This is a genomic window from Solibacillus sp. R5-41 (genome assembly GCF_002736105.1).
GTDB lineage: Bacteria > Bacillota > Bacilli > Bacillales_A > Planococcaceae > Solibacillus.
The window spans coordinates 1,698,268-1,716,956 of the sequence record NZ_CP024123.1 but is presented as its reverse complement, the minus strand read 5'-3'; the positions used below and the strand labels follow the sequence as shown (position 1 = coordinate 1,716,956).

Below are 18,689 nucleotides of genomic sequence, written 5' to 3'. Positions count from 1 at the left end.
CACGTTTGGTAACCTAATTGAATAAAAAGAGCAGCCAAGACAATAGCGTAGTCTTAGCTGCGAGATCGAACGTTCCCCAAGTAGTGTTTGGGAAGGTTATTGAAATGCTTGTTACACGAAGAATAAGTTAGTCGAACAACCTAAATAGTAGTCTTATAATATTAACGGTTTATAAGTGATGAAAAATCATAAAAAGCGGTTAAAACATCATCACCTAATGGATGAGCATATTCTTGGGCTTTTAAAGGCAGTATTTCTTCCTTTTCAAGTTGTTGCAAATATTTTTCAAAACCTGTACAAATAGCTTTGATATACTCTTTCAATTTAAATTGATATTTAAATACACCCTCTGGATAATGGCTTATATGTTCAATATTAAGGTTTGAACCATCACTGGAAAATATATAGTAATCAGAGTTCCCATCACAATATAATTTTGCTTCACTGATTTCTCCTTTGTATAGAGAAGAAAGTGTTGAGAAAAAATGTGGGATGGCTATAAAACCTATACCTGATTTAAAACTAAACAACTGTGTGTCACTGGAAACTTCAATTTGAACATCTCCACCAGTCAAACGTATATCAATAAAACATTTATAATTAGAACCCATCAAATCTACCTCCATTACATTTTATTACACTGACCTGCTTTAGTTAAAGTATAATCTTCCCAAACCGTCGTTTGGGGACCATTTGAAATCCTTGTTGCACTAAAGCCCCCGTTAGTTGAAGAAGAAAATTGAAGCTTATTAAACAATTGCACCCGATTGTTGCTCTTTTCATTTATTTATAAATAGCCTATCTACCGTAGTTTCTAATATGCTCGCTATGTTAAATGCTAATTGTAAAGTAGGATCATATTTATCATTTTCAATCGCATTTATTGTTTGTCTGGAAACCTTACAGAGTTTAGCAAGTTCTTCTTGGGATAATTTAGCTAATTTTCTCAATTCCTTTATATGATTATTCATTTAACCACCATATTTCTTTTTGAAAAAGAATAATGAAATTAGATATACACCTGAAATTGTTACGAGAAAGCTAAATGGACCTATTTGTGTATAAGAGCCGTTACCCCAAATAGTTTTGTATATATTTTCCCCAATTTCTATTATTAGATAACCGATTACAACTATAAATGTGTAAGACTGGGCTTTCATTTTAATGAATTTTTTTCTCTCATCACCCAACCTTGTTAATGATACGAGCGTAATTATAATCAAAATCAAACAGATAGCTAGAAATCCCAAAAACGCAATTAAAATCATCCAATCCATACTTTAACTCAGTCCTTTCATCCCCAAATGTAAAGAACATTTGACACTTATTATTATATAACCGAACGAACAAATGTCAAATACCCTTTACATATTTCCGTAAAAATGAACACTCTTAAAAGGATTCATTTTCGTTTTATTTCAACAATCTGGCCCGCTAGTTGAAGGGGAAAATGCACCCAAAGCGTCATTTGGGAAAATTTTCTAAATACTTGTTGCACTAAAGCCCCCGTTAATTGAATAAGAGAAACAATGATTTAACTATTCTATTCAAATAAATTAGTCGAAAAAATACCAACAACAATTAACAAAGATATGCTCCAAAATACTAAACCAACAAAACGGTTATTGAGTGCATAAATCGTCAGTCCAAAAGAAGGTAAGTATAAAGCGATAGCTATAAGCATCATAGGATTGAGTAAAGTCCCTTGAAGCCAATGTTCATTTAACTCATAATTCACTTTAATAAGTAAAGCAGCTACTACACTTAGAATTATAGCAATGATTCCACTTAAAGAACGTTTTGCTACTCTCATCATTCTTCACCTCAATTACTTCTTAAACTATCCTGCCCCGTTAGTTCAATAAAGAAAAAGGCGATGGTATAAGAAAAAGTTGATTTATAACGTTAAGGAATCTGCTGTATATGTAAGATTTTATTCAAAATATGTTCCAGTGCAATTTTTTTTGAACAGCATTGAAAGCCTTGTTGAACCTTAGTTCAAACGATAGTACATAAAAAGGTGTATATGAATGAAATACAGAAAAACACTTAATACATTGGTATGACAACGTTATAAGTGTTTTATTTCTTCCCAAAACTTGCATTTGGGAACGTTATTGAGATTTGAAATTTATATCGTATTCATAAAGTTTGAGGTGTTATTCTTCAGGTTCACTAAAAGGACATAAATTTAATCTCTTTGAGTAATACGATAGTCTATACTAATTTTACCACCATTAGGGGTTGGTACAGCTTTAAATTTATAGTCTTTAGCAAGTAAAGCAACTGGAGCAGTAATGTAGTCACCCTCACCTGGTGCGAAAGTTTCTTCAAATTCTCCATTAATTGAGATTTTTACATCTACATTCCCAGTATTAACGATATGGAAGTCTACATTTTTTCCGTTTGAACTTGATAATTTGTATGTAGGCGAAAATTCTGTTCCTGAAAGACTGCCTTCTGAAATATCCATGTCATAAGATACTACTCCACTATCAGTTTCATAATTCTCCGACGAAATTTCAGTCGATTGCGCAACATCCTTGTCTAAATCCACTTTCTCTATTAAAATTTCTTTAACCTCTTCTGGACCTTCGCTTACTTCACTTTCACTACATCCAGTCAAAATTAAAATAAAACCCATTGAAAAAAATAATTGCCTTTTCACTTGTTACACACCTCACTTTTATTTAATAACTATATTATAGCGTTATAATTAACCCTTTAATACAAAAAATGGAAGGTATCCCTAATATTTCATTACATGTTTTGAAAAAAGATGAGCCGAAATGGTTTACCACTTTTTTATTTTGTGATTGTTCGTAATATTGTCGATATTTTAAGCGAAAAGTCCCCAAAGCGTCATTTGGATACTTACTGTTCATAAGCAGCCAAAACACCCCCTATTCAATTGAATGGGGGGTGTTGATTCCCTAACTTCCATTTGGGAACGTTATTTGAATACAACTTGTATAAATTTTTTATGAAATGTAACTGTTATTCGTTAGACGATTCGACTTTGGAGATTATCCCTCTATACATAGCTTTCCAGGCAGCGATATCTTTTTCGGTTTGATATAGTTCTAGAGTACCTTTATACAAATGTCCTTCAACATCTTTTGTAAATTCGATAAACTCGGGTGCTTCAAGGTGATCGGCATAAAATAATTTAGTTTTATAAATAGGTAATCCAGAAGGTGTGTGTAAATATTCTTTCGTAGTTAAGTAGGAAATACCTTGAAAATCTAAAATTGTTTCAGTTTGAAACTCCGTAGAATTAAAGCCGTCTATTAATTCTTTCTCCTGTATCACTGCATAAGAATTATTTGAAAATGAAAAAATACCACAAGCCAATATTGTTAATAGTAAAAATACACTTAATTTCTTTTTCATCTATATCCCCCTTTCCAATAATTGTATATATATTATACTTAAGATCACTGAATATTCAATGAATAATAAGTCTTAAAGTAAGACTTATATAGATTTAAAAACCTTCCCAAAGCGTGGTTTGGTAACTTACTGATCATAAACAGCCAAAAACAAACACCCCAATTCAATTGAATGGGGTGTTTGTTTCCCTAACTTTCATTTGGGAACGTTATTTGTATCTAAATGTATAAACACTTGGATATTAAATATTATAAAAATTTAAAGTTAAATCCAATCTTTTACATACGCTAATAATCCAAAAAAAGCACCAATACAACTCCCAATAAAAGCATACAAGACGAGAGATGTATCATTAGTTTTCTGTTTTGTATTCATTATGTCCTCCTTTATTTCTTAATTAAAGAAACTTAAACTTAACCACGTTAATATTCCGGTAATTAAACCAGATGATATAACCATTATAGGCTTTATATATTTAATTTTTTTGCGTTCTTCTCCTTTTTCGTCGTCTGTTAGCTGGCGTCCTTCTTGGAACGCTAAAATCTCTTTATACGTTTTCAAATCATGTTTTTTTGTGAGGTTCTCTACTTTATAAGCTGAATAAATTGAGTAGGATATTAAGACGAATGAAGCCAAAAGTCCTTTTGTTCCAAACCAATTCATCATTGGTCCAATCGAAGTAACTCCTAATCAAATTCCTTTATCATTACATATTTTGCCTATGTAAAAGTATTTTGTCATCTGTATTTCCTAAAGAAATCTTCCTATTATCCATAATTAAATCGTATATGGGGACTAATTGAATAAAAAAAGCAGCCAAGACAATTTATTAGTCTTAACTGCTAAATGAAATGTTACCGCCATTCAGAACAAGTGGATCGAACAGTCTTCTTGAAAATTATTTTTCGCAGCGTCTCAGAGTGTTATTTTCTATAAAAAAGAGCGACAAACACCAATTTAACAGTTTTATTTATGTATACGTTATAAGTCCTTGTTGCACTAAATATTCGGTACTTTAATTTACTATAAGCTTACTTCACATTAACATCAAATAAAAATGTTATTTTTCCTTTATCCCATTTCGCATTAAGTTCATAAATATAATACCCTTCTTTAGACGGCAAGATTATCTCATTATCTTTCATTTCAACACTTTCAATTGTGTCATCTTCATTCACCTTAATCATCTCAACGGAAGAAGGTTTTTTATCAATCTCAAATTTCAAAGTATCTCCTTTTTCGGCTTCTAATGTTTCAAAATTATCCGCTGATTTAACTCTATTGTGAGGACGTAAATGTCTTATTTCCGTGTTATTTTCTTTCCATTCGTAATTACTCGGCATCATTATATACTGTTCGCCATTCGCAGTAATTTTGCCTTCTGGTTGTTCTATCGTACCATTATCATCCGACTTCCCGTTGCACCCAACCAAAACAAGGCTAATCAAAAAAGGTAGAACGATTTTTTTCATTTGAACACACTCCTTATTTAGAAAGTTATGGGATTTCTTCTCTCAATTGAATGGTGGGGATATTTCCCACTTCAATTTATAAAACCTTAAAAGTAACAATTTTAACTAATTATACCATTTGAAATATACTTCTGCTTATTAAAGTAAACTGCGACGTTTGGTTTAAACGGAAAAATCCCCAAAGCGTCACTTGGGGACATACTGATTCCCTTACTTCCATTTGGGAACGTTTTCGCCTGATTGCAGAATACTCTAAACCAGTTTGTTTTCCTTTTTTCTTACAAAAATTTCCACAATGAATAAAATAATTGCATTAGCAATCAAAAGTCCACCAAAAGTAAGCCCCGCCACAGCAGCTGCAAATCCATCTCCAACATTACGACTAACGTTATTCATTGTCAGAACTAGAACTATTGGAGAAGAAATAATAAAAATAACACCCGCCATCATCCATACCAACCAATTCAATAATCTTGATAAAAAGATAACAAATACATTAAGGGTAAAGAGAACTAAAAGGAATATAACCAAAGAATTCATAAAACCCCTCCTTAGCAATGCCACATAATGACCCATTTGCGGAACAACTTAATACATTGTAATTTTACTTTATTATTACGAAACACTCTTAAGTATAACATTAGTTCCCAAAGCGTCGTTGAAGTGACCCCTAAAAGTTAGACACGCTTATTTCGCTTAGGCAGCTTGGGTAAATTGAGTTCGGTATTGCACCGGACTCAGTTTTAATTTTGCCTTGATACGTTTCGTGTTGTAATAATTCATATATTTTTCTAGTTCTTCTTTAAAGTGCTCGATACTTTCAAATTCTTTTAAGTAAAGAAATTCAGATTTCATGATGCCAAAGTAATTCTCCATTACAGAGTTATCGTGACAATTTCCTTTGCGTGACATACTTTGCACAATGCCTCTTGCTTTTAGGGAATGGTGATATTGCTTCATTTGATAATGCCAGCCTTGATCCGAATGCATTAATAGCTGATGGTCTTCTGGTAAGCGTTTTAACGCCTTTTCTAACATCTCTGAAACCAGTGAATAGGTAGGTCTAGAGCCAATTGTATAGGTGATAATTTCTCCGTTAAACAGGTCTAAAACAGGCGATAAATAAAGCTTCTCGCCAAATAATTTGAACTCTGTAATATCCGTTACCCATTTCTCATTCGGTGCTTCGGCCTTGAAATTGCGATCCAAAATATTATCCGCAATTTCGCCAACCGTGCCTTTAAAAGATTTATATTTTTTCATGCGGACAATACACTTTAAGCCAAGTTCTTTCATGATGCGTTGAACCTTCTTATGATTCACTTTTTGCCCACGATTCGCGAGCTCATCACGAATGCGACGGTAGCCGTAACGACCCTCATGTTCATCGTAAATCGCTTGGATTTCAGCCTTTAAATCGACGTCTGGATCGGGTAAATCGAACTTTTTCGCCATATCGTAAAACGTACTACGTTGAATATCCGCATATGCCACAAGCGCTTTCACCGAATATTTATGCCTTAATTCACAAATAACTTTTACTTTGTCTTTCGTGGCGATTTTTCCTTGGCTTGAACTAAGGCATTCAACTTTTTTAAATACTCGTTTTCCATTTCAAGCTGCTTAATACGCGCCTGAAGTGCTTCAGTAGAGCCTTCTGCTAGTACATTTTTAGGTTGTTTAGTCGATTCTTTTTTCATGGATAGACGCCCCTTTTTCTTTGGCTGAAGGGCATCTTCTCCTTGAGTGTCGAGTTGTTTTTTCCAATTCTGTACCGATGAAGCACCCGCAATGTTAAAGAACGCAGCTGTTTCATTAAAGGACGTACCATATTCAGCCATATAGTTAAGTACATCTAGTTTAAATGCTTTCGTATAATTTGTATATCGTCTAATGAAAGCTTCTACGCCGTTATGTTCATATTGTTTCACTAAGCTTAATAAATAACGATGTGAAATACCAAAATCTGCAGCGACCGTTCTTGAGCTTTCCTTGCCATTTACATATCGTTGAACCGCTGCTAATTTATCTTCTGGGCTCATTTTTGCCATAGAAAAACTGCACCTCCTTGTTAGATGTGTGTAACAAATGGGGTGCAGTTCACATTTGGGAACATTTATTAAGTTTATTTTGCATACTTTATAAACCTTTAATGAACTAAAATCATTGCCCATTAAAAGACAGTGAAACAGTATTTCTATTGTTTAGAAAAATGTTCTAATACTTTTTTAGGCAAAATCATAGTCCAGATTGTCCCAATAAACCAAAGTCCTATAGCGAAAACAATAAGGAAAACAAATGTTTCAATTAATACATTTAATTCAAATGCTCTAATTACTTTCAGAAGCTTTGAACCACCCAAAAATATTAAAAATAAAGACAATAAATAAATAAGGGATGTATAAATTCTCTGACCCCAAGAAATTTCGGAAAATAGTATCCTTTCTCGTTTAAGATGCCAAAAAGCAAGTCCTATTATCAATATGACAAGAAGTACTTTCATAATCGTATCGCCACCACCCTTTAATAGTAATTCTTATATAAATAACCCAAATATGTATAATACAAACATTCCCAAACCGTTGTTGGCAACATTTCATTGAGATTCTATTTATATGTTACCGCCATTCAGAACAAGTGGATCGAATAGTCCTCTTTAAAATAATTTCTCACAGCGTCTCAGAGCGTTATTTTCTATAAAAAACAGCGACAAACACTGTTAAATTAGTGTTTGTCGCTGTTTGAAATGCTCCAAATAAAAGTGAACATAAGCAGCCAAAAACTCCCGTTCAATAGAACGAGGGTTTTTGTTCCCTTAACCGACAAAAAAGGGGGACAAAATGGAGATTCGTCTATAATAAAGAGTAGTTTATTTGTGTATATCTAAACAAAGAGACATTAACTTAATCCGGTACAAGTTGAAAAGTTTACAGAGAATATAAATCCAATGCTAAACAGCACACTAAATATCTGCTTTTAGATCATTGTACAAAATCAAAATAGCAACTCGATATGATTGATTTTGATAAAGATAATAAAGAAAAGTTGAAGTGAAGTTTTGCAGACTCCAAATAGCTGTATAAGAAGCGACCCTAAACCATAGTCGCTCCCACATGTTATCTTCCTCTATTTTTTGCCTTAACAGCTTTCCTACTTCGCTTTATTTCTCTTAAATTATCCACCCTATTTTTCAGTCTTTCTTTTTCCCGACTCTCCATTTTCATCTCTGCATGTTTTGCTTCTCTTTCAAGCTTTCTATAACTTTGTAATCTCTTATTTGAAAGCTCTCCATCTGTAATGGCCTGCTGCACGATACATCCCGGCTCACTCTTATGCTGGCAATCATTAAATTTACATTGCTTTATTAACTCCTCAATATCTGAGAATGATTTTGATAAATCAACACTTTGTACCCCCAACTCTGACATACCAGGGGTATCAATGACAACACCAAGTCCCGAAATCAGATAAAGTTCGCGTCTTGTTGTCGTATGCTTTCCTTTATCATCATTTCTAATATCGCGTGTTTCAATAAGTTTCTGACCAAGTAAAGCATTTATTAATGTTGATTTACCAACACCTGATGATCCAATAAAGGCTACCGTCTGTCCACTAGATAAGTAGTTTTTGACTGGTTCATAGCCCACCTTATCGACACTTGAAGTCACGATAACATCAACGCCTATAGAAATCTTGGATACTTCCTCTAACATTACTTCAATATTTAGGCACAAATCTGCCTTAGTTAATACGATAACTGGTGTCGCTCCACTATCCCATGCAATCGATAGATAGCGTTCCATTCGTCTTATGTTAAAATCATTATTTAATGACATACATATAAATATTTTATCAATGTTAGCGGCAATAAGCTGGGTTTCTTGAGTCATTCCGGCTTCCTTACGTACAAGTAAACTTTTTCGAGATAGCATATGGTGAATTATATTATTCCCATCTGTTCGTTTAATCATAACAAAGTCTCCTACAGTTGGATAATCTCTGGTTCCAGTAGCTTTGAAACGAAACTTTCCAGATACCTCCGCTTTCAGTTCACCTTGATTAGTAATTAACTTATATATCCCTTTTGATAATGACGACACTCTTGCAACATGAAGACCTTCAAAATGTTTTACCTCTTTTAAAAAAAAGTCACTTAATCCCAAATCTTCCATTTCAGTATTGTACATAATATCCTCCTAAAGTTAAAGCACAAATTTTGGAGGTCCTAATGTATGGTGTTAATTAACACCTACCTCCCTTAAAATTACAATTCCATACTCAGATCCATTAGACATAAAACACCATCTCCTCTCATGTTTCAATACGGTAAATATATCATAAAAACCATATTATACCATTAAATTATTTGAGTTAGTATAATTATTAACAATCTGGACTTAAGACTACAACAGATAAAACAGAAAATTTAAAAGAGAGTAATACAGACCACCTGTTTACTCTTTTGTCCGCAATTTGTCCGCAGAATTATTTTTTTGTGTTTATTTTATTTAACTGAGATGTTTTTGCCTTTCCCAAAAACCTTATTAAATCAGGCTTTTTTAATTCAATTGAATTTAATTGAACTCGGTTTATTTAGCCAGATAAATTCGACAAGGTGGGGGTCGCTGGTTCGAGACCAGTCGGGACCATCATTTAAAGCGCCTGTAAACGTTGGTATATCAACGTTTACAGGTTTTTCTTTTTAGATGAATCTCTATCTTACACCTCTATTATTAAGACAATTAGTTTTTCATTTAAATAAATATCATCATTATCAGGCAATTACTAGGTCATGATAGCCTAATTACAACAAAGGAATATATCCACCCCCATTATGTGAGAAATAGACATTTTAAACTTCCTAATAATGAATTAATTTTTAAATACCTAAAAGATAAAATATAAACTTAAATCTATTACTTTGTACTAAAAGCAGTCCGGCTACATTATTTTTCTATTGAACCCTTGAATGATATTACATTTAATAGCAAAATAAACACAAAGAGTTATGCCAGTAAATACCAACACGTAACATATGATGCCCCTAACTCTTCATAATACTTAAATTGAATAAATTTAGGAGGTAAAAATGAGAAATTTTATTATTAATAATGGAACAATCATTGATGTGGAAAATGGAGGTTCTTATGTAGGTTCAATCGAAGTAGAGAGAAATACGGTGAAAAGAATATATAAAAGTGATGACGTGTTACCAGAAGGGATCGATACAGTTGATGCTGAAGGTAAATATATTATCCCAGGTTTAATCGATATGCATTGTCATATTAATGAGCGATTTGCTCCCCATTTCGTTGCATCAGGGGTAACGACAGTGCGAAATACTGCAGGGAATGTTAAGTTACTTTCAAAATTAATTGAACAACCTGATGATGCACCAATACCACGAATTTATGCATCAGACAGAATGATTGATGGAACACCGGGTCAATGGGGTCCTACTAGCTATGGTGCTCTCGTAACAGACGATCCAGAAGACGCGAGGAAAGAAGTTCGTAGACAAGTTGAAGTTGGCGCAAAGTTTGTTAAATTGTATGGATGGGTCAAAAGAGACGTGATGGCAGCGGCTGTAGATGAGGCGAAGAAGTATAACTTGGAAGTTGCCATTGATTTGGTGAATTCAAAAGATTTAACTGCTTTAGATGCAGCTGAGTGTGGAGTTACTTGGATTGAACATGCATCTGGTTTTGCACATGAGATGTATAAAGGGTGGAATTTATTTGTAGACCAAGAGGAATGGCGTCACATCGATTGGGAAAACCCAGATCAAGAAAAAGTAAAGGAACTTTGTGAGAAAATGTTGGCATACAATGTAAAATTATGCCCAACAATGGTTATTTACGATCAATCTATCAAATATCCTGAATTTTGGTCTCCTAAAAATATTGTCATAGAATCCGCTTCAAAGATAAATTACATCATGCAATATTGGAATCAACAAGCGGAACATGTAGAGTCGATAAAAAAATATTATGCCAAAACATATAACTTACAGAAAGCCATTGCTAAAGTTTACTATGATATGGGTGGAACAGTAGTTGCTGGAACGGATACGCCCGGCTTATTATATACATACCCTGGTATGGTTTTACACCGTGAACTCGAAATATTTGTGGAAATTGGCTTTACTGAATTAGAAGCTTTACAAGCAGCGACAATAAATGCGGCAAAATCTATCAATCTGGATGGTATTGGTGTAATTAAAGAAGGATCTATTGCTGATTTAGTTATTTTAAACGACAATCCATTAGAGGACATTAAACATACAAAGCATATCGATACAATAGTGAAGGGTGGCAAAGTATATACACAAGATGAAATACTGAGCCATATTCCGATTGAAGAAGAAGTAGAGAAATCAACGGCTAAATTCACGGAACAATGGGAATTATTAGAAAATAAAAAATAGCTTTTCAATTAATTGGAATTAAGCCTTTTTCTTAATATTCTAGCAAAATACCCATTAACTCAATTCCTTCAATAATAAATCCTATAAAATTTATAAAAAACAAAAAAGAACGATTTCCCCCTCGGAAACCCGTTCTTTGTCGTTATACTAATTCCAACCAAGCGACAGCTTCGGAATGAGTGAAGTGTATGAACACACAACAAGGTAATATTCATCAGAACCTCTTCGTACTATCTCAACAAAGTTTAATACCGAAATTAGGCATACACTCTGCCTTGGGTGAATATCATTATGGGAATTTACTTTTTAATAATTGGGGTGATACACTTGGGATACTTTGTAACTGTCGAACCAGGCGTCAACGTATTTATAGAGGACATCAATCCGACGGGAAATAAAACGATACTTTTTATTCATGGATGGCCGCTAAACCATAACCAGTTCGAATATCAATTCAACTTCCTTCCAACGCTTGGATATCGTTGTATCGGAATGGACTGGAGGGGATATGGCAATTCGGATAGACCTTTTAGCGGCTACAGTTTCGATAGATTAGCAGATGATGTCCGCATTGTCATCGAGGCGTTACAGTTAAAGAACATAACACTGGCAGGACACTCTACAGGAGGCGCGATCTCGATTCGTTATATGGCTCGTTACAAAGGGTATGGGGTATCTAAGCTCGTCCTAATCGACGCTGCCTCTCCATCTAGCGTTCCGAAAGAATTTACAAATAAAATCATCGAAGATACTAATCATGACCGACCGCAAATGCTGCAAGACCAAACGAGAAATTTTTTCTTTCAGTATATTTCTGAACCGAAATCCGATTGGTTCGTTTTAATGGGATTACAAGCGGCGAATTGGGCGACTTCCGCCATTATGGTCACACTTAGAGATGAAAATGTATACAACGATCTCGGTCAAATCGATGTACCCACATTAATTATTCACGGAATTCATGATAAAGTCGTTCCGTTTACCCAAGCTGAGGAAACAAATAAGCTGATCAAAAATTCTAAGCTAGTTCCGTTCCAATACAGTGGGCATTGCGCTTTTTTAGAGGAGCGAGATAGATTCAACCAAATATTATCTTCTTTTGCATAACAATGTTCCTTGAGTATTACAAACTCCCCCACAAAATATTTAGTTGAAAATAATTACGAGTATTCAACTATTCTTATACTTGTTTATAGGAATCTCCGTAATCCCATTTCAATTGTACTCATTTTCACATAGTATGGATAACTTATTCTTCCACATAGAAAAAACATCTACAAATTGAATTTTAGGTATCTAAACCCGAAATCTATCGTAGATGCTTTTTTATTTGTTTATACTTTTAGGGGATGTCCCATTTAAAATGATAACGTTACTCCTGTTTTATAATACTCATGCATTATTTCTTTAGGAACCATACTTCCACCGGTAGCCCAAATGAGATGTACACCATTTTTCATTTTATCCTTTAAGTTATGAATTTTTATATACTCCATACCTTGTTTCTCGCTCCATAATTTTACTGGCCCTATTACTCCAGCTAATGCAGAAGGCTCTAGATGGATATTTTCTTTATCAGCCAATGTGCTCAATAATTTAAATAACCCATTGTCACTTACCGTATAACTTCCGCTTAATAAAGGTTCAATAATTGGGCCAACGAACCCTGATGGTCTTCCGACCGCTAGACCATCTGCTGAAGTCAAGTTGTCAATTCCAAAATCTTGTACAGTCACCTTATCATGTAGCCCTGTCATCAGTCCTAGTAACATACTCGGTGAATGTGTAGGTTCTGCAAAGAAGCAATGTACACAATCTTGATAAATTAGTTTCAAACCATACGCTACTCCCCCGGGTCCACCACCCACTCCACATGGAAGGTAAACAAATAGCGGATGATTTTCATCTACTATTACATTTAAATCCTCTAATTGTTTTTGTAATCTGCTTGCTGCCACTGCATAGCCTAAAAATAGATCCTGAGAATTTTCGTCATCAATGAAGTAACAATTCGGGTTACTCAGCGCCTGCTTTCTCCCTCCTTTAACGGCTTCACCATAATCTCCCGTATATTCTATAACCGTTGCTCCTTTACTTTTTAAAAGATCTTTTTTCCATTTCTTTGCATCAGCAGACATATGGACCGTTACTTTAAAACCTAATTTGGTACTCATGATACCTATACTTAACCCTAGGTTGCCTGTAGATCCTACTGCAATTGAGTATTGCGAAAAGAAGTTTCTGAATTTTTCACTATCAAGGATGGAATAATCATCATTTACTGTCAATAAACCATGTTTAAGAGCCAACGTTTCTGCGTGTTTCAACACTTCATAAATGCCGCCGCGTGCTTTAATGGAACCTGAAATGGGAAGATGGCTGTCACATTTCAACAAAAATTCTCCCTCTAACGGTTGCTCACACATGCTTGATAATTGTTGATGCATTGCTGGGATGGGTACAAGAGGAGATTCAATGATTCCGTTTAGTTTTCTTGTTTCAGGAAAAACTTTAGCAATGTATGGAGCAAAACGCTTTAATCTTTCCCCGGCATCTTTTACATCGTTTTCATTAAACGGAAGATTATTATCATTTTTGTTAAATGGGGCATATTTAGGATTTGACCAAAACACTTCCTTTGTAGCAACTAACTCGTTTATTAAAGGATATTCTTTTATCCAATCTTGTATAGTTTTCATCTTTCATCTCCTCCATAGGGATGGTATCTTTTTCTGTATCTACTAACCGCCATTAAAAACACTATTCTTAATGTCCAGAAGTTATTTTAATACCTACAGCTCCTGCAATACACCCATATAAGTTTCAAAAGTCCTACCATTAAAGATATATATCCATGCCATTTTATCGCTATCTCCTTCTGCATTAACACTTATTCTTAATCCACGAATTCCTCCACATACTGGTAAATTGCATAAGCTACCCCATTTTCATTACTTTTAAGAGTTGTCGTTGTACAAACAGCTTTTATGGTAGCTTTCGCATTTCCCATTGCTACACTGTAACCCACTTTTTCGAACATTGATAAATCATTGTTGCTGTCCCCGATGGCCATAGCCTGATCTAAAGAACCATTTATCAAGAAAGCCAATTTTTCAAGTGCCATTCCTTTTGAAGCCCTTTTACTGGTAATTTCAATGTTATGATCGGCAGACGAAACAACCATTAACTCATCAAAGTTTTCAAAATGGTTCCATGCTTCCTCTAATTTCTTTTTATCAAACGAACACGCTACTATATTGTGAAATTCTTCCTCATTTTTTAAGATTTCATGAAAGTTTTCAACTAAAACATATCCAAACTGATCAAACTGTCTTTCCGCTATTTCAACTAATTCTTTTAAATTTGAATCCAAATCTGCGTTTAGCAACCTTCGAATCTCATTATGAAATTGTTCTCTACCCTTTTTTAGAGTATAAATGGCTTTATTAGTAAACACTTCGTAATAATAATTCCGTTCATCTAACCATTGGAGAATAGATTCGACACGCTCTTTAGTTATCGTAATAGAAGAAATGCACTCTCCATTTTTTGAATGAATGGTTGCTCCATTTGTCCCGATTACGAATGGAGCAATCCCGGCTTTTTTGCAAATTTCTTGAACATCAAAATAAGCACGCCCTGTTGAAATAACCACTTCAAAGCCTCTATCTTGGGCATATTGAATCGCCTTTATATTTTCATCACTAATTTCATTCTGGTCATTTAATAATGTTCCGTCTAAATCTGTTGCAATGAAACTCATATTCTATTGCTCCTTTTAAAAAATTGATTATGCTTGAATCAAATTGATTTCCTCTAATCTCGAATGATTTCTCCATTCCTCTGGAAATGGTTGCTCGGAGACAATTACATCGACTTTTTCTAGAGGACAAACTTTACAAAATGTGTCGACACCAATTTTAGAATAATCCGTTAGCAATATAACTTGCTTTGATACCTCAACCATTCTGCGTGAAACTAATGATTCATGTAGATGATAATTACTAACCCCACTTTGAATAGAAACGCCACCAGCTGAAATGAACGCTTTATCAATGTTAAATTGATTTAACATTTGTTCAGTGAGACTGCCGCTTATAGATTGCTGCTTTGGATCAATTTGTCCACCTAATAATAGAATTTGACCAGTAAACTTATTTTGATTGAGCGATTCGGTCAACACAGACGACACAGGAAGAGAATTAGTTATTATCGTAATGTCTTTTTTATTTTCAATACACTGCGCAAATTCAAGCATGGTTGTCCCTACATCAATGATAATCACATCTCCGTTAGAAATGAGTTCTACTGCTTTTTTCCCAACCTTTACCTTCGCTTCTTGATTCACCGTTGCACGCTGTATAAATGGAGGTTCCTCAAATTCAAAGACTATTTTTATCGCTCCACCGTAAACCTTCTTTAAAAGTCCCTTTTCCTCTAATATCATCAAATCGCGTCGAATCGTTTCCTCTGAAACATTAAATTGATCAACTAATTCCATGACTTTTACTTTGCCTGTTTTATTCAGTTCTTTTAATATTTCATTCTTTCTTTCTTCAGGTAATACAGACATATTTCTCGCCCCGTTATCATTTATAATTTATAAAATAATGCACTCTTTCTTCGGTAAAAACATTTGAACACGTGTTCCTTGTTCAAACATTGTTCCTTGGTGATGAAGATAGTCGACATAGAAAGAGGATTCTTCTGTCTCCACCTCATATCTTAAAACATTCCCTGTCATAGAAACATCTTTAATAACACCTTTAATGCCCCAGTTCTCTTGTAAATCCAAGCTATCTTCACCAACACGAACTAATTGTAAAACTTCAGGACGAATGGCCACTTCATTTCCTTTTAATTCTGTGCAACGAACGAGTTTACGAAACACTTCCATAGTACAAACGTTGTAGTTTCCAATAAACTTGGCAACAAATGTATTGACTGGCGAAATATATATTTCCGATGGAGAACCGGATTGTACAACTTGTCCTTTATTCATGATAAAAATTCGATCAGACATCGTCATGGCTTCTTCCTGATCATGCGTAACAAAAATTGTTGTAATATCTAATTCTTTCTGTATTCTCTTTAATTCTTTTTGCAAACTTTTTCTAATTTTAGCATCTAATGCGCTTAAGGGCTCGTCCAAAAGAAGTACTTTCGGTTCCATGACAAGCGCACGGGCAAGTGCAACCCTCTGCTGTTGTCCACCAGATAATTGATGAGGATAAGATTCTTCTTTTCCTAATAAATCTACCATCTCAATCATCTTTTTTACTCTTGATTTAATGTTTTTTACTTTCTTCATTTTAAGGCCGTACGCGATATTATCAAAAACGTTCATATTCGGGAAAAGCGCATAAGACTGAAACACCATACCAACTTCACGCTGACGCGGTGATAAATTAGTAATATCTTTTCCATCAATTAAGATACTACCTGCATCAACGTCCTCAAGCCCTGCAATGGAACGTAATAATGTACTTTTTCCACATCCACTTTGCCCAAGAAGTGTAACAAATTCACCTTTTTTCAAAGTTATAGAAATATTATTTAAAACGACTTGATTTTCATATCCCTTAGTCACTTGTTCAATAGTTACATAGCTCATTATTTTTCACCTTCTACAGCAGAATTTTTATGACGGAACTGTTTTTTAAAAAAAGAAAGAAGTCGCTTCTTATTTGACACGACACCATTTTTTTCGTTTTTTAACGTGAGTTTTAATACTGTCCCCGTTAACAGTAAAATCATTGAGTAATAAGTAATAACAATTGCACTTGTTAAGTGGCCGCTGCTATTCATTTTGTCTGCAAGATAAATTTGAATGGTTTCAAATCGGCCTCCGACAAGCAAATTGGCCATAGCGAACTCACTAAATAAAAGAGCGACTGATAATAAGGTAGACACTAAAATTCCAGATATAATATTTGGGAACACCACTGTACGAAACGCCTGGAATTTTGTAGCACCTAACAATTCAGCTGCATCTACCAACTGTACAGCATTAAGCGTACGAAGACTGTTACGAATACCTTGATACATAAATGGTAAAATGGTTATGAAATAAGCACCAATTAAAATCCAAGGCGTTCCGGCAATTTGAATCGGTCCATCTGAATATACCTTGATTAATCCAACAGCTCCAACAATAGGAGGAATACCATAAGGAAGCATAGCTACTGCTTGTAGCAATCTTTCCCACTTACTGAAATATACTGTGATGATAAAGATAGTTGGTAGCATAATAACAACACTAAGACCTACAGACATGACAATTAAAAACAGTGTTCTTCGAAAAGCATCATAAAACCGTTCATCTTGAAATAATTCTATATACCATTTCATTGTATAACTCTCAGGTAAAATAGTATGATCCCATTTACCAGCAATTGAGAATAAAAATGTTCCTACAAGTGGAATTAATAAATATATAACTAGTAATCCAACAATCACTTTATGGAAAGCTAATGATACTTTCATCGTAAGTCCCTCCTAATGCGGCGCATCATTCGTTCATTGAACCACATCGCCCCTATCATGGTTGTTGCTAGAAGCACTCCCAACGCACTGCCTAGCTGCGGCTTTAATGCAACGTCACTAGCAACTAACGATGCAATCTGTAACGACAATAAGTTATAGTTGCTGCCGACCAATGCATAGGCTGTAGCGTAAGCTCCCATCGCATTAGCAAATAAAATACTGAATGTACCTACAATACTAGGTAAGAGTACTGGAATCCCGATGTGAAGCCAAAACGAGAATGATGACCCTCCTAATAAAGAAGAGGCTTCTTTCCATTGTTTCTTAATTCCTTGATAAGATGGATAGATAAGCATAACGGCAAGTGGAATTTGGAAATAAATATAAACGAGAATGAGACCTGTCCACGAATACAAATTAAAATCCGCAAACACTTCCCAACCAAGCTTGGCAAAAAGCAATGTAAACAATCCATTATTTCCAAGTAAAATAATATATGAAAATGAAAGTGGAATCCCCTCAAAATTCGATGTCATATTAGCAATCATCAATAGTCGGTTTTGTATTTTTTGTGAGAACTTTGTAATTGAATAGGCAGCAATGACAGCAATAATGACAGAAACTACGGCAGAAAATAAGGAAATGACAAGGCTATTTTGAATGGCTTGTAAGTAAAATTCACTTTGAAATATGGTGATATATTGATCAATCGTAACTTGTATTCCATCGTCTGCATAAAAACTATTTTTAATCATTGCCAGTAAGGGGCCTATTTCGAACCCAATCACAAACAAAATAAATGGCAGTAAAAGAGCTAATAAGTAAATTTTTTGTTTTTTTATTTTTCTCAAGACTACTCGCTCCTCTTTGTTCTCTAACAATGGGGAATTGGTTTAACGAACGTACTGTTA

Annotated in this window: 19 protein-coding genes; 2 read left to right on the top strand and 17 right to left on the bottom strand. The window is 34.4% G+C overall.

All coding sequences use genetic code 11. From position 1 onward, the window contains the following. Positions 1-161: 161 nt before the first annotated feature. From CSE16_RS08065 to rsgA, 11 genes are all read right to left on the bottom strand, one after another. Complete coding sequence (locus tag CSE16_RS08065) at positions 162-611, bottom strand: hypothetical protein (protein WP_099423427.1); 450 nt, start codon at positions 609-611, stop codon at positions 162-164. 168 nt (positions 612-779) lie between these two features. Further along, complete coding sequence (locus CSE16_RS08060) at positions 780-971, bottom strand: helix-turn-helix transcriptional regulator (protein WP_057990209.1); 192 nt, start codon at positions 969-971, stop codon at positions 780-782. Next, positions 972-1,277, bottom strand: a complete 306-nt coding sequence (locus tag CSE16_RS08055) for a hypothetical protein (protein ID WP_099423426.1) — start codon at positions 1,275-1,277, stop codon at positions 972-974. A 266-nt stretch (positions 1,278-1,543) separates the two neighbouring features. Next, positions 1,544-1,813: a hypothetical protein gene (locus tag CSE16_RS08050; protein ID WP_099423425.1), complete on the bottom strand. Its 270-nt coding sequence runs from the start codon at positions 1,811-1,813 to the stop codon at positions 1,544-1,546. A gap of 378 nt (positions 1,814-2,191) precedes the next feature. Further along, positions 2,192-2,668, bottom strand: a complete 477-nt coding sequence (locus CSE16_RS08045; RefSeq protein ID WP_099423424.1) for a hypothetical protein — start codon at positions 2,666-2,668, stop codon at positions 2,192-2,194. A 329-nt stretch (positions 2,669-2,997) separates the two neighbouring features. Further along, positions 2,998-3,393 (bottom strand): hypothetical protein, encoded by a 396-nt coding sequence (locus CSE16_RS08040; RefSeq protein ID WP_099423423.1) that lies wholly within the window; start codon positions 3,391-3,393, stop codon positions 2,998-3,000. Positions 3,394-4,424: 1,031 nt separating this feature from the next. Continuing rightward, complete coding sequence (locus tag CSE16_RS08030; protein ID WP_099423421.1) at positions 4,425-4,865, bottom strand: hypothetical protein; 441 nt, start codon at positions 4,863-4,865, stop codon at positions 4,425-4,427. A 252-nt stretch (positions 4,866-5,117) separates the two neighbouring features. After that, a complete protein-coding gene (locus CSE16_RS08025) occupies positions 5,118-5,405 on the bottom strand; it encodes a hypothetical protein (RefSeq protein ID WP_099423420.1) in 288 nt (95 codons plus the stop codon). Between the two features lie 156 nt (positions 5,406-5,561). After that, positions 5,562-6,916, bottom strand: a protein-coding gene (locus CSE16_RS08020) for an IS3 family transposase (RefSeq protein ID WP_099423419.1) whose coding sequence is annotated in 2 segments (ribosomal slippage) — positions 5,562-6,463 and positions 6,463-6,916 — 1,356 coding nt in all. Because the reading frame shifts where the segments join, the coding sequence is not laid out codon by codon here. A gap of 146 nt (positions 6,917-7,062) precedes the next feature. Continuing rightward, the gene (locus CSE16_RS08015; protein WP_099423418.1) at positions 7,063-7,368 is read right to left on the bottom strand and encodes a hypothetical protein; all 306 of its coding nucleotides are present in this window, start codon (positions 7,366-7,368) and stop codon (positions 7,063-7,065) included. A 613-nt stretch (positions 7,369-7,981) separates the two neighbouring features. Beyond that, positions 7,982-9,052, bottom strand: coding sequence for a ribosome small subunit-dependent GTPase A (gene rsgA, locus CSE16_RS08010; protein ID WP_099423417.1), 1,071 nt, complete (start codon positions 9,050-9,052; stop codon positions 7,982-7,984). A gap of 902 nt (positions 9,053-9,954) precedes the next feature. On the opposite strand from rsgA, the gene CSE16_RS08005 reads away from it, so the two are divergent. Together CSE16_RS08005 and CSE16_RS08000 are read left to right on the top strand one after the other, a co-directional pair. Then, the gene (locus CSE16_RS08005) at positions 9,955-11,292 is read left to right on the top strand and encodes an amidohydrolase family protein (protein ID WP_099423416.1); all 1,338 of its coding nucleotides are present in this window, start codon (positions 9,955-9,957) and stop codon (positions 11,290-11,292) included. 327 nt (positions 11,293-11,619) lie between these two features. Beyond that, entirely contained in the window at positions 11,620-12,399 is a 780-nt protein-coding gene (locus CSE16_RS08000) for an alpha/beta fold hydrolase (protein WP_099425787.1), read from the top strand. 251 nt (positions 12,400-12,650) lie between these two features. Here the strand turns inward: CSE16_RS08000 and CSE16_RS07995 are convergent, their stop codons facing one another. The 6 genes from CSE16_RS07995 to CSE16_RS07970 form a co-directional block, all read right to left on the bottom strand. Beyond that, on the bottom strand, positions 12,651-13,991 hold the full coding sequence (locus CSE16_RS07995) for a D-serine ammonia-lyase (RefSeq protein ID WP_099423415.1): 1,341 nt from the start codon (positions 13,989-13,991) through the stop codon (positions 12,651-12,653). A 197-nt stretch (positions 13,992-14,188) separates the two neighbouring features. Then, positions 14,189-15,055, bottom strand: a complete 867-nt coding sequence (locus CSE16_RS07990; RefSeq protein WP_099423414.1) for an HAD family hydrolase — start codon at positions 15,053-15,055, stop codon at positions 14,189-14,191. Positions 15,056-15,082: 27 nt separating this feature from the next. Beyond that, positions 15,083-15,865: a DeoR/GlpR family DNA-binding transcription regulator gene (locus tag CSE16_RS07985; RefSeq protein WP_099423413.1), complete on the bottom strand. Its 783-nt coding sequence runs from the start codon at positions 15,863-15,865 to the stop codon at positions 15,083-15,085. 27 nt (positions 15,866-15,892) lie between these two features. Next, complete coding sequence (locus CSE16_RS07980) at positions 15,893-16,906, bottom strand: ABC transporter ATP-binding protein (protein WP_099423412.1); 1,014 nt, start codon at positions 16,904-16,906, stop codon at positions 15,893-15,895. Beyond that, positions 16,906-17,778, bottom strand: a complete 873-nt coding sequence (locus CSE16_RS07975) for an ABC transporter permease (protein ID WP_099423411.1) — start codon at positions 17,776-17,778, stop codon at positions 16,906-16,908. The genes CSE16_RS07980 and CSE16_RS07975 overlap by 1 nt, the downstream gene beginning before the upstream one ends. Continuing rightward, positions 17,775-18,629, bottom strand: a complete 855-nt coding sequence (locus CSE16_RS07970; RefSeq protein WP_099423410.1) for an ABC transporter permease — start codon at positions 18,627-18,629, stop codon at positions 17,775-17,777. The genes CSE16_RS07975 and CSE16_RS07970 overlap by 4 nt, the downstream gene beginning before the upstream one ends. Positions 18,630-18,689 lie beyond the last annotated feature (60 nt).

What these genes read in the sequence shown, in the direction of transcription:
- CSE16_RS08065 (WP_099423427.1), bottom strand. Translation starts at nt 611, where the DNA reads ATGGGTTCTAATTATAAATGTTTTATTGATATACGTTTGACTGGTGGA.
- CSE16_RS08060 (WP_057990209.1), bottom strand. Translation starts at nt 971, where the DNA reads ATGAATAATCATATAAAGGAATTGAGAAAATTAGCTAAATTATCCCAA.
- CSE16_RS08055 (WP_099423426.1), bottom strand. Translation starts at nt 1,277, where the DNA reads ATGGATTGGATGATTTTAATTGCGTTTTTGGGATTTCTAGCTATCTGT.
- CSE16_RS08050 (WP_099423425.1), bottom strand. Translation starts at nt 1,813, where the DNA reads ATGAGAGTAGCAAAACGTTCTTTAAGTGGAATCATTGCTATAATTCTA.
- CSE16_RS08040 (WP_099423423.1), bottom strand. Translation starts at nt 3,393, where the DNA reads ATGAAAAAGAAATTAAGTGTATTTTTACTATTAACAATATTGGCTTGT.
- CSE16_RS08030 (WP_099423421.1), bottom strand. Translation starts at nt 4,865, where the DNA reads ATGAAAAAAATCGTTCTACCTTTTTTGATTAGCCTTGTTTTGGTTGGG.
- CSE16_RS08025 (WP_099423420.1), bottom strand. Translation starts at nt 5,405, where the DNA reads ATGAATTCTTTGGTTATATTCCTTTTAGTTCTCTTTACCCTTAATGTA.
- CSE16_RS08015 (WP_099423418.1), bottom strand. Translation starts at nt 7,368, where the DNA reads ATGAAAGTACTTCTTGTCATATTGATAATAGGACTTGCTTTTTGGCAT.
- rsgA (WP_099423417.1), bottom strand. Translation starts at nt 9,052, where the DNA reads ATGTACAATACTGAAATGGAAGATTTGGGATTAAGTGACTTTTTTTTA.
- CSE16_RS08005 (WP_099423416.1), top strand. Translation starts at nt 9,955, where the DNA reads ATGAGAAATTTTATTATTAATAATGGAACAATCATTGATGTGGAAAAT.
- CSE16_RS07995 (WP_099423415.1), bottom strand. Translation starts at nt 13,991, where the DNA reads ATGAAAACTATACAAGATTGGATAAAAGAATATCCTTTAATAAACGAG.
- CSE16_RS07990 (WP_099423414.1), bottom strand. Translation starts at nt 15,055, where the DNA reads ATGAGTTTCATTGCAACAGATTTAGACGGAACATTATTAAATGACCAG.
- CSE16_RS07985 (WP_099423413.1), bottom strand. Translation starts at nt 15,865, where the DNA reads ATGTCTGTATTACCTGAAGAAAGAAAGAATGAAATATTAAAAGAACTG.
- CSE16_RS07980 (WP_099423412.1), bottom strand. Translation starts at nt 16,906, where the DNA reads ATGAGCTATGTAACTATTGAACAAGTGACTAAGGGATATGAAAATCAA.
- CSE16_RS07975 (WP_099423411.1), bottom strand. Translation starts at nt 17,778, where the DNA reads ATGAAAGTATCATTAGCTTTCCATAAAGTGATTGTTGGATTACTAGTT.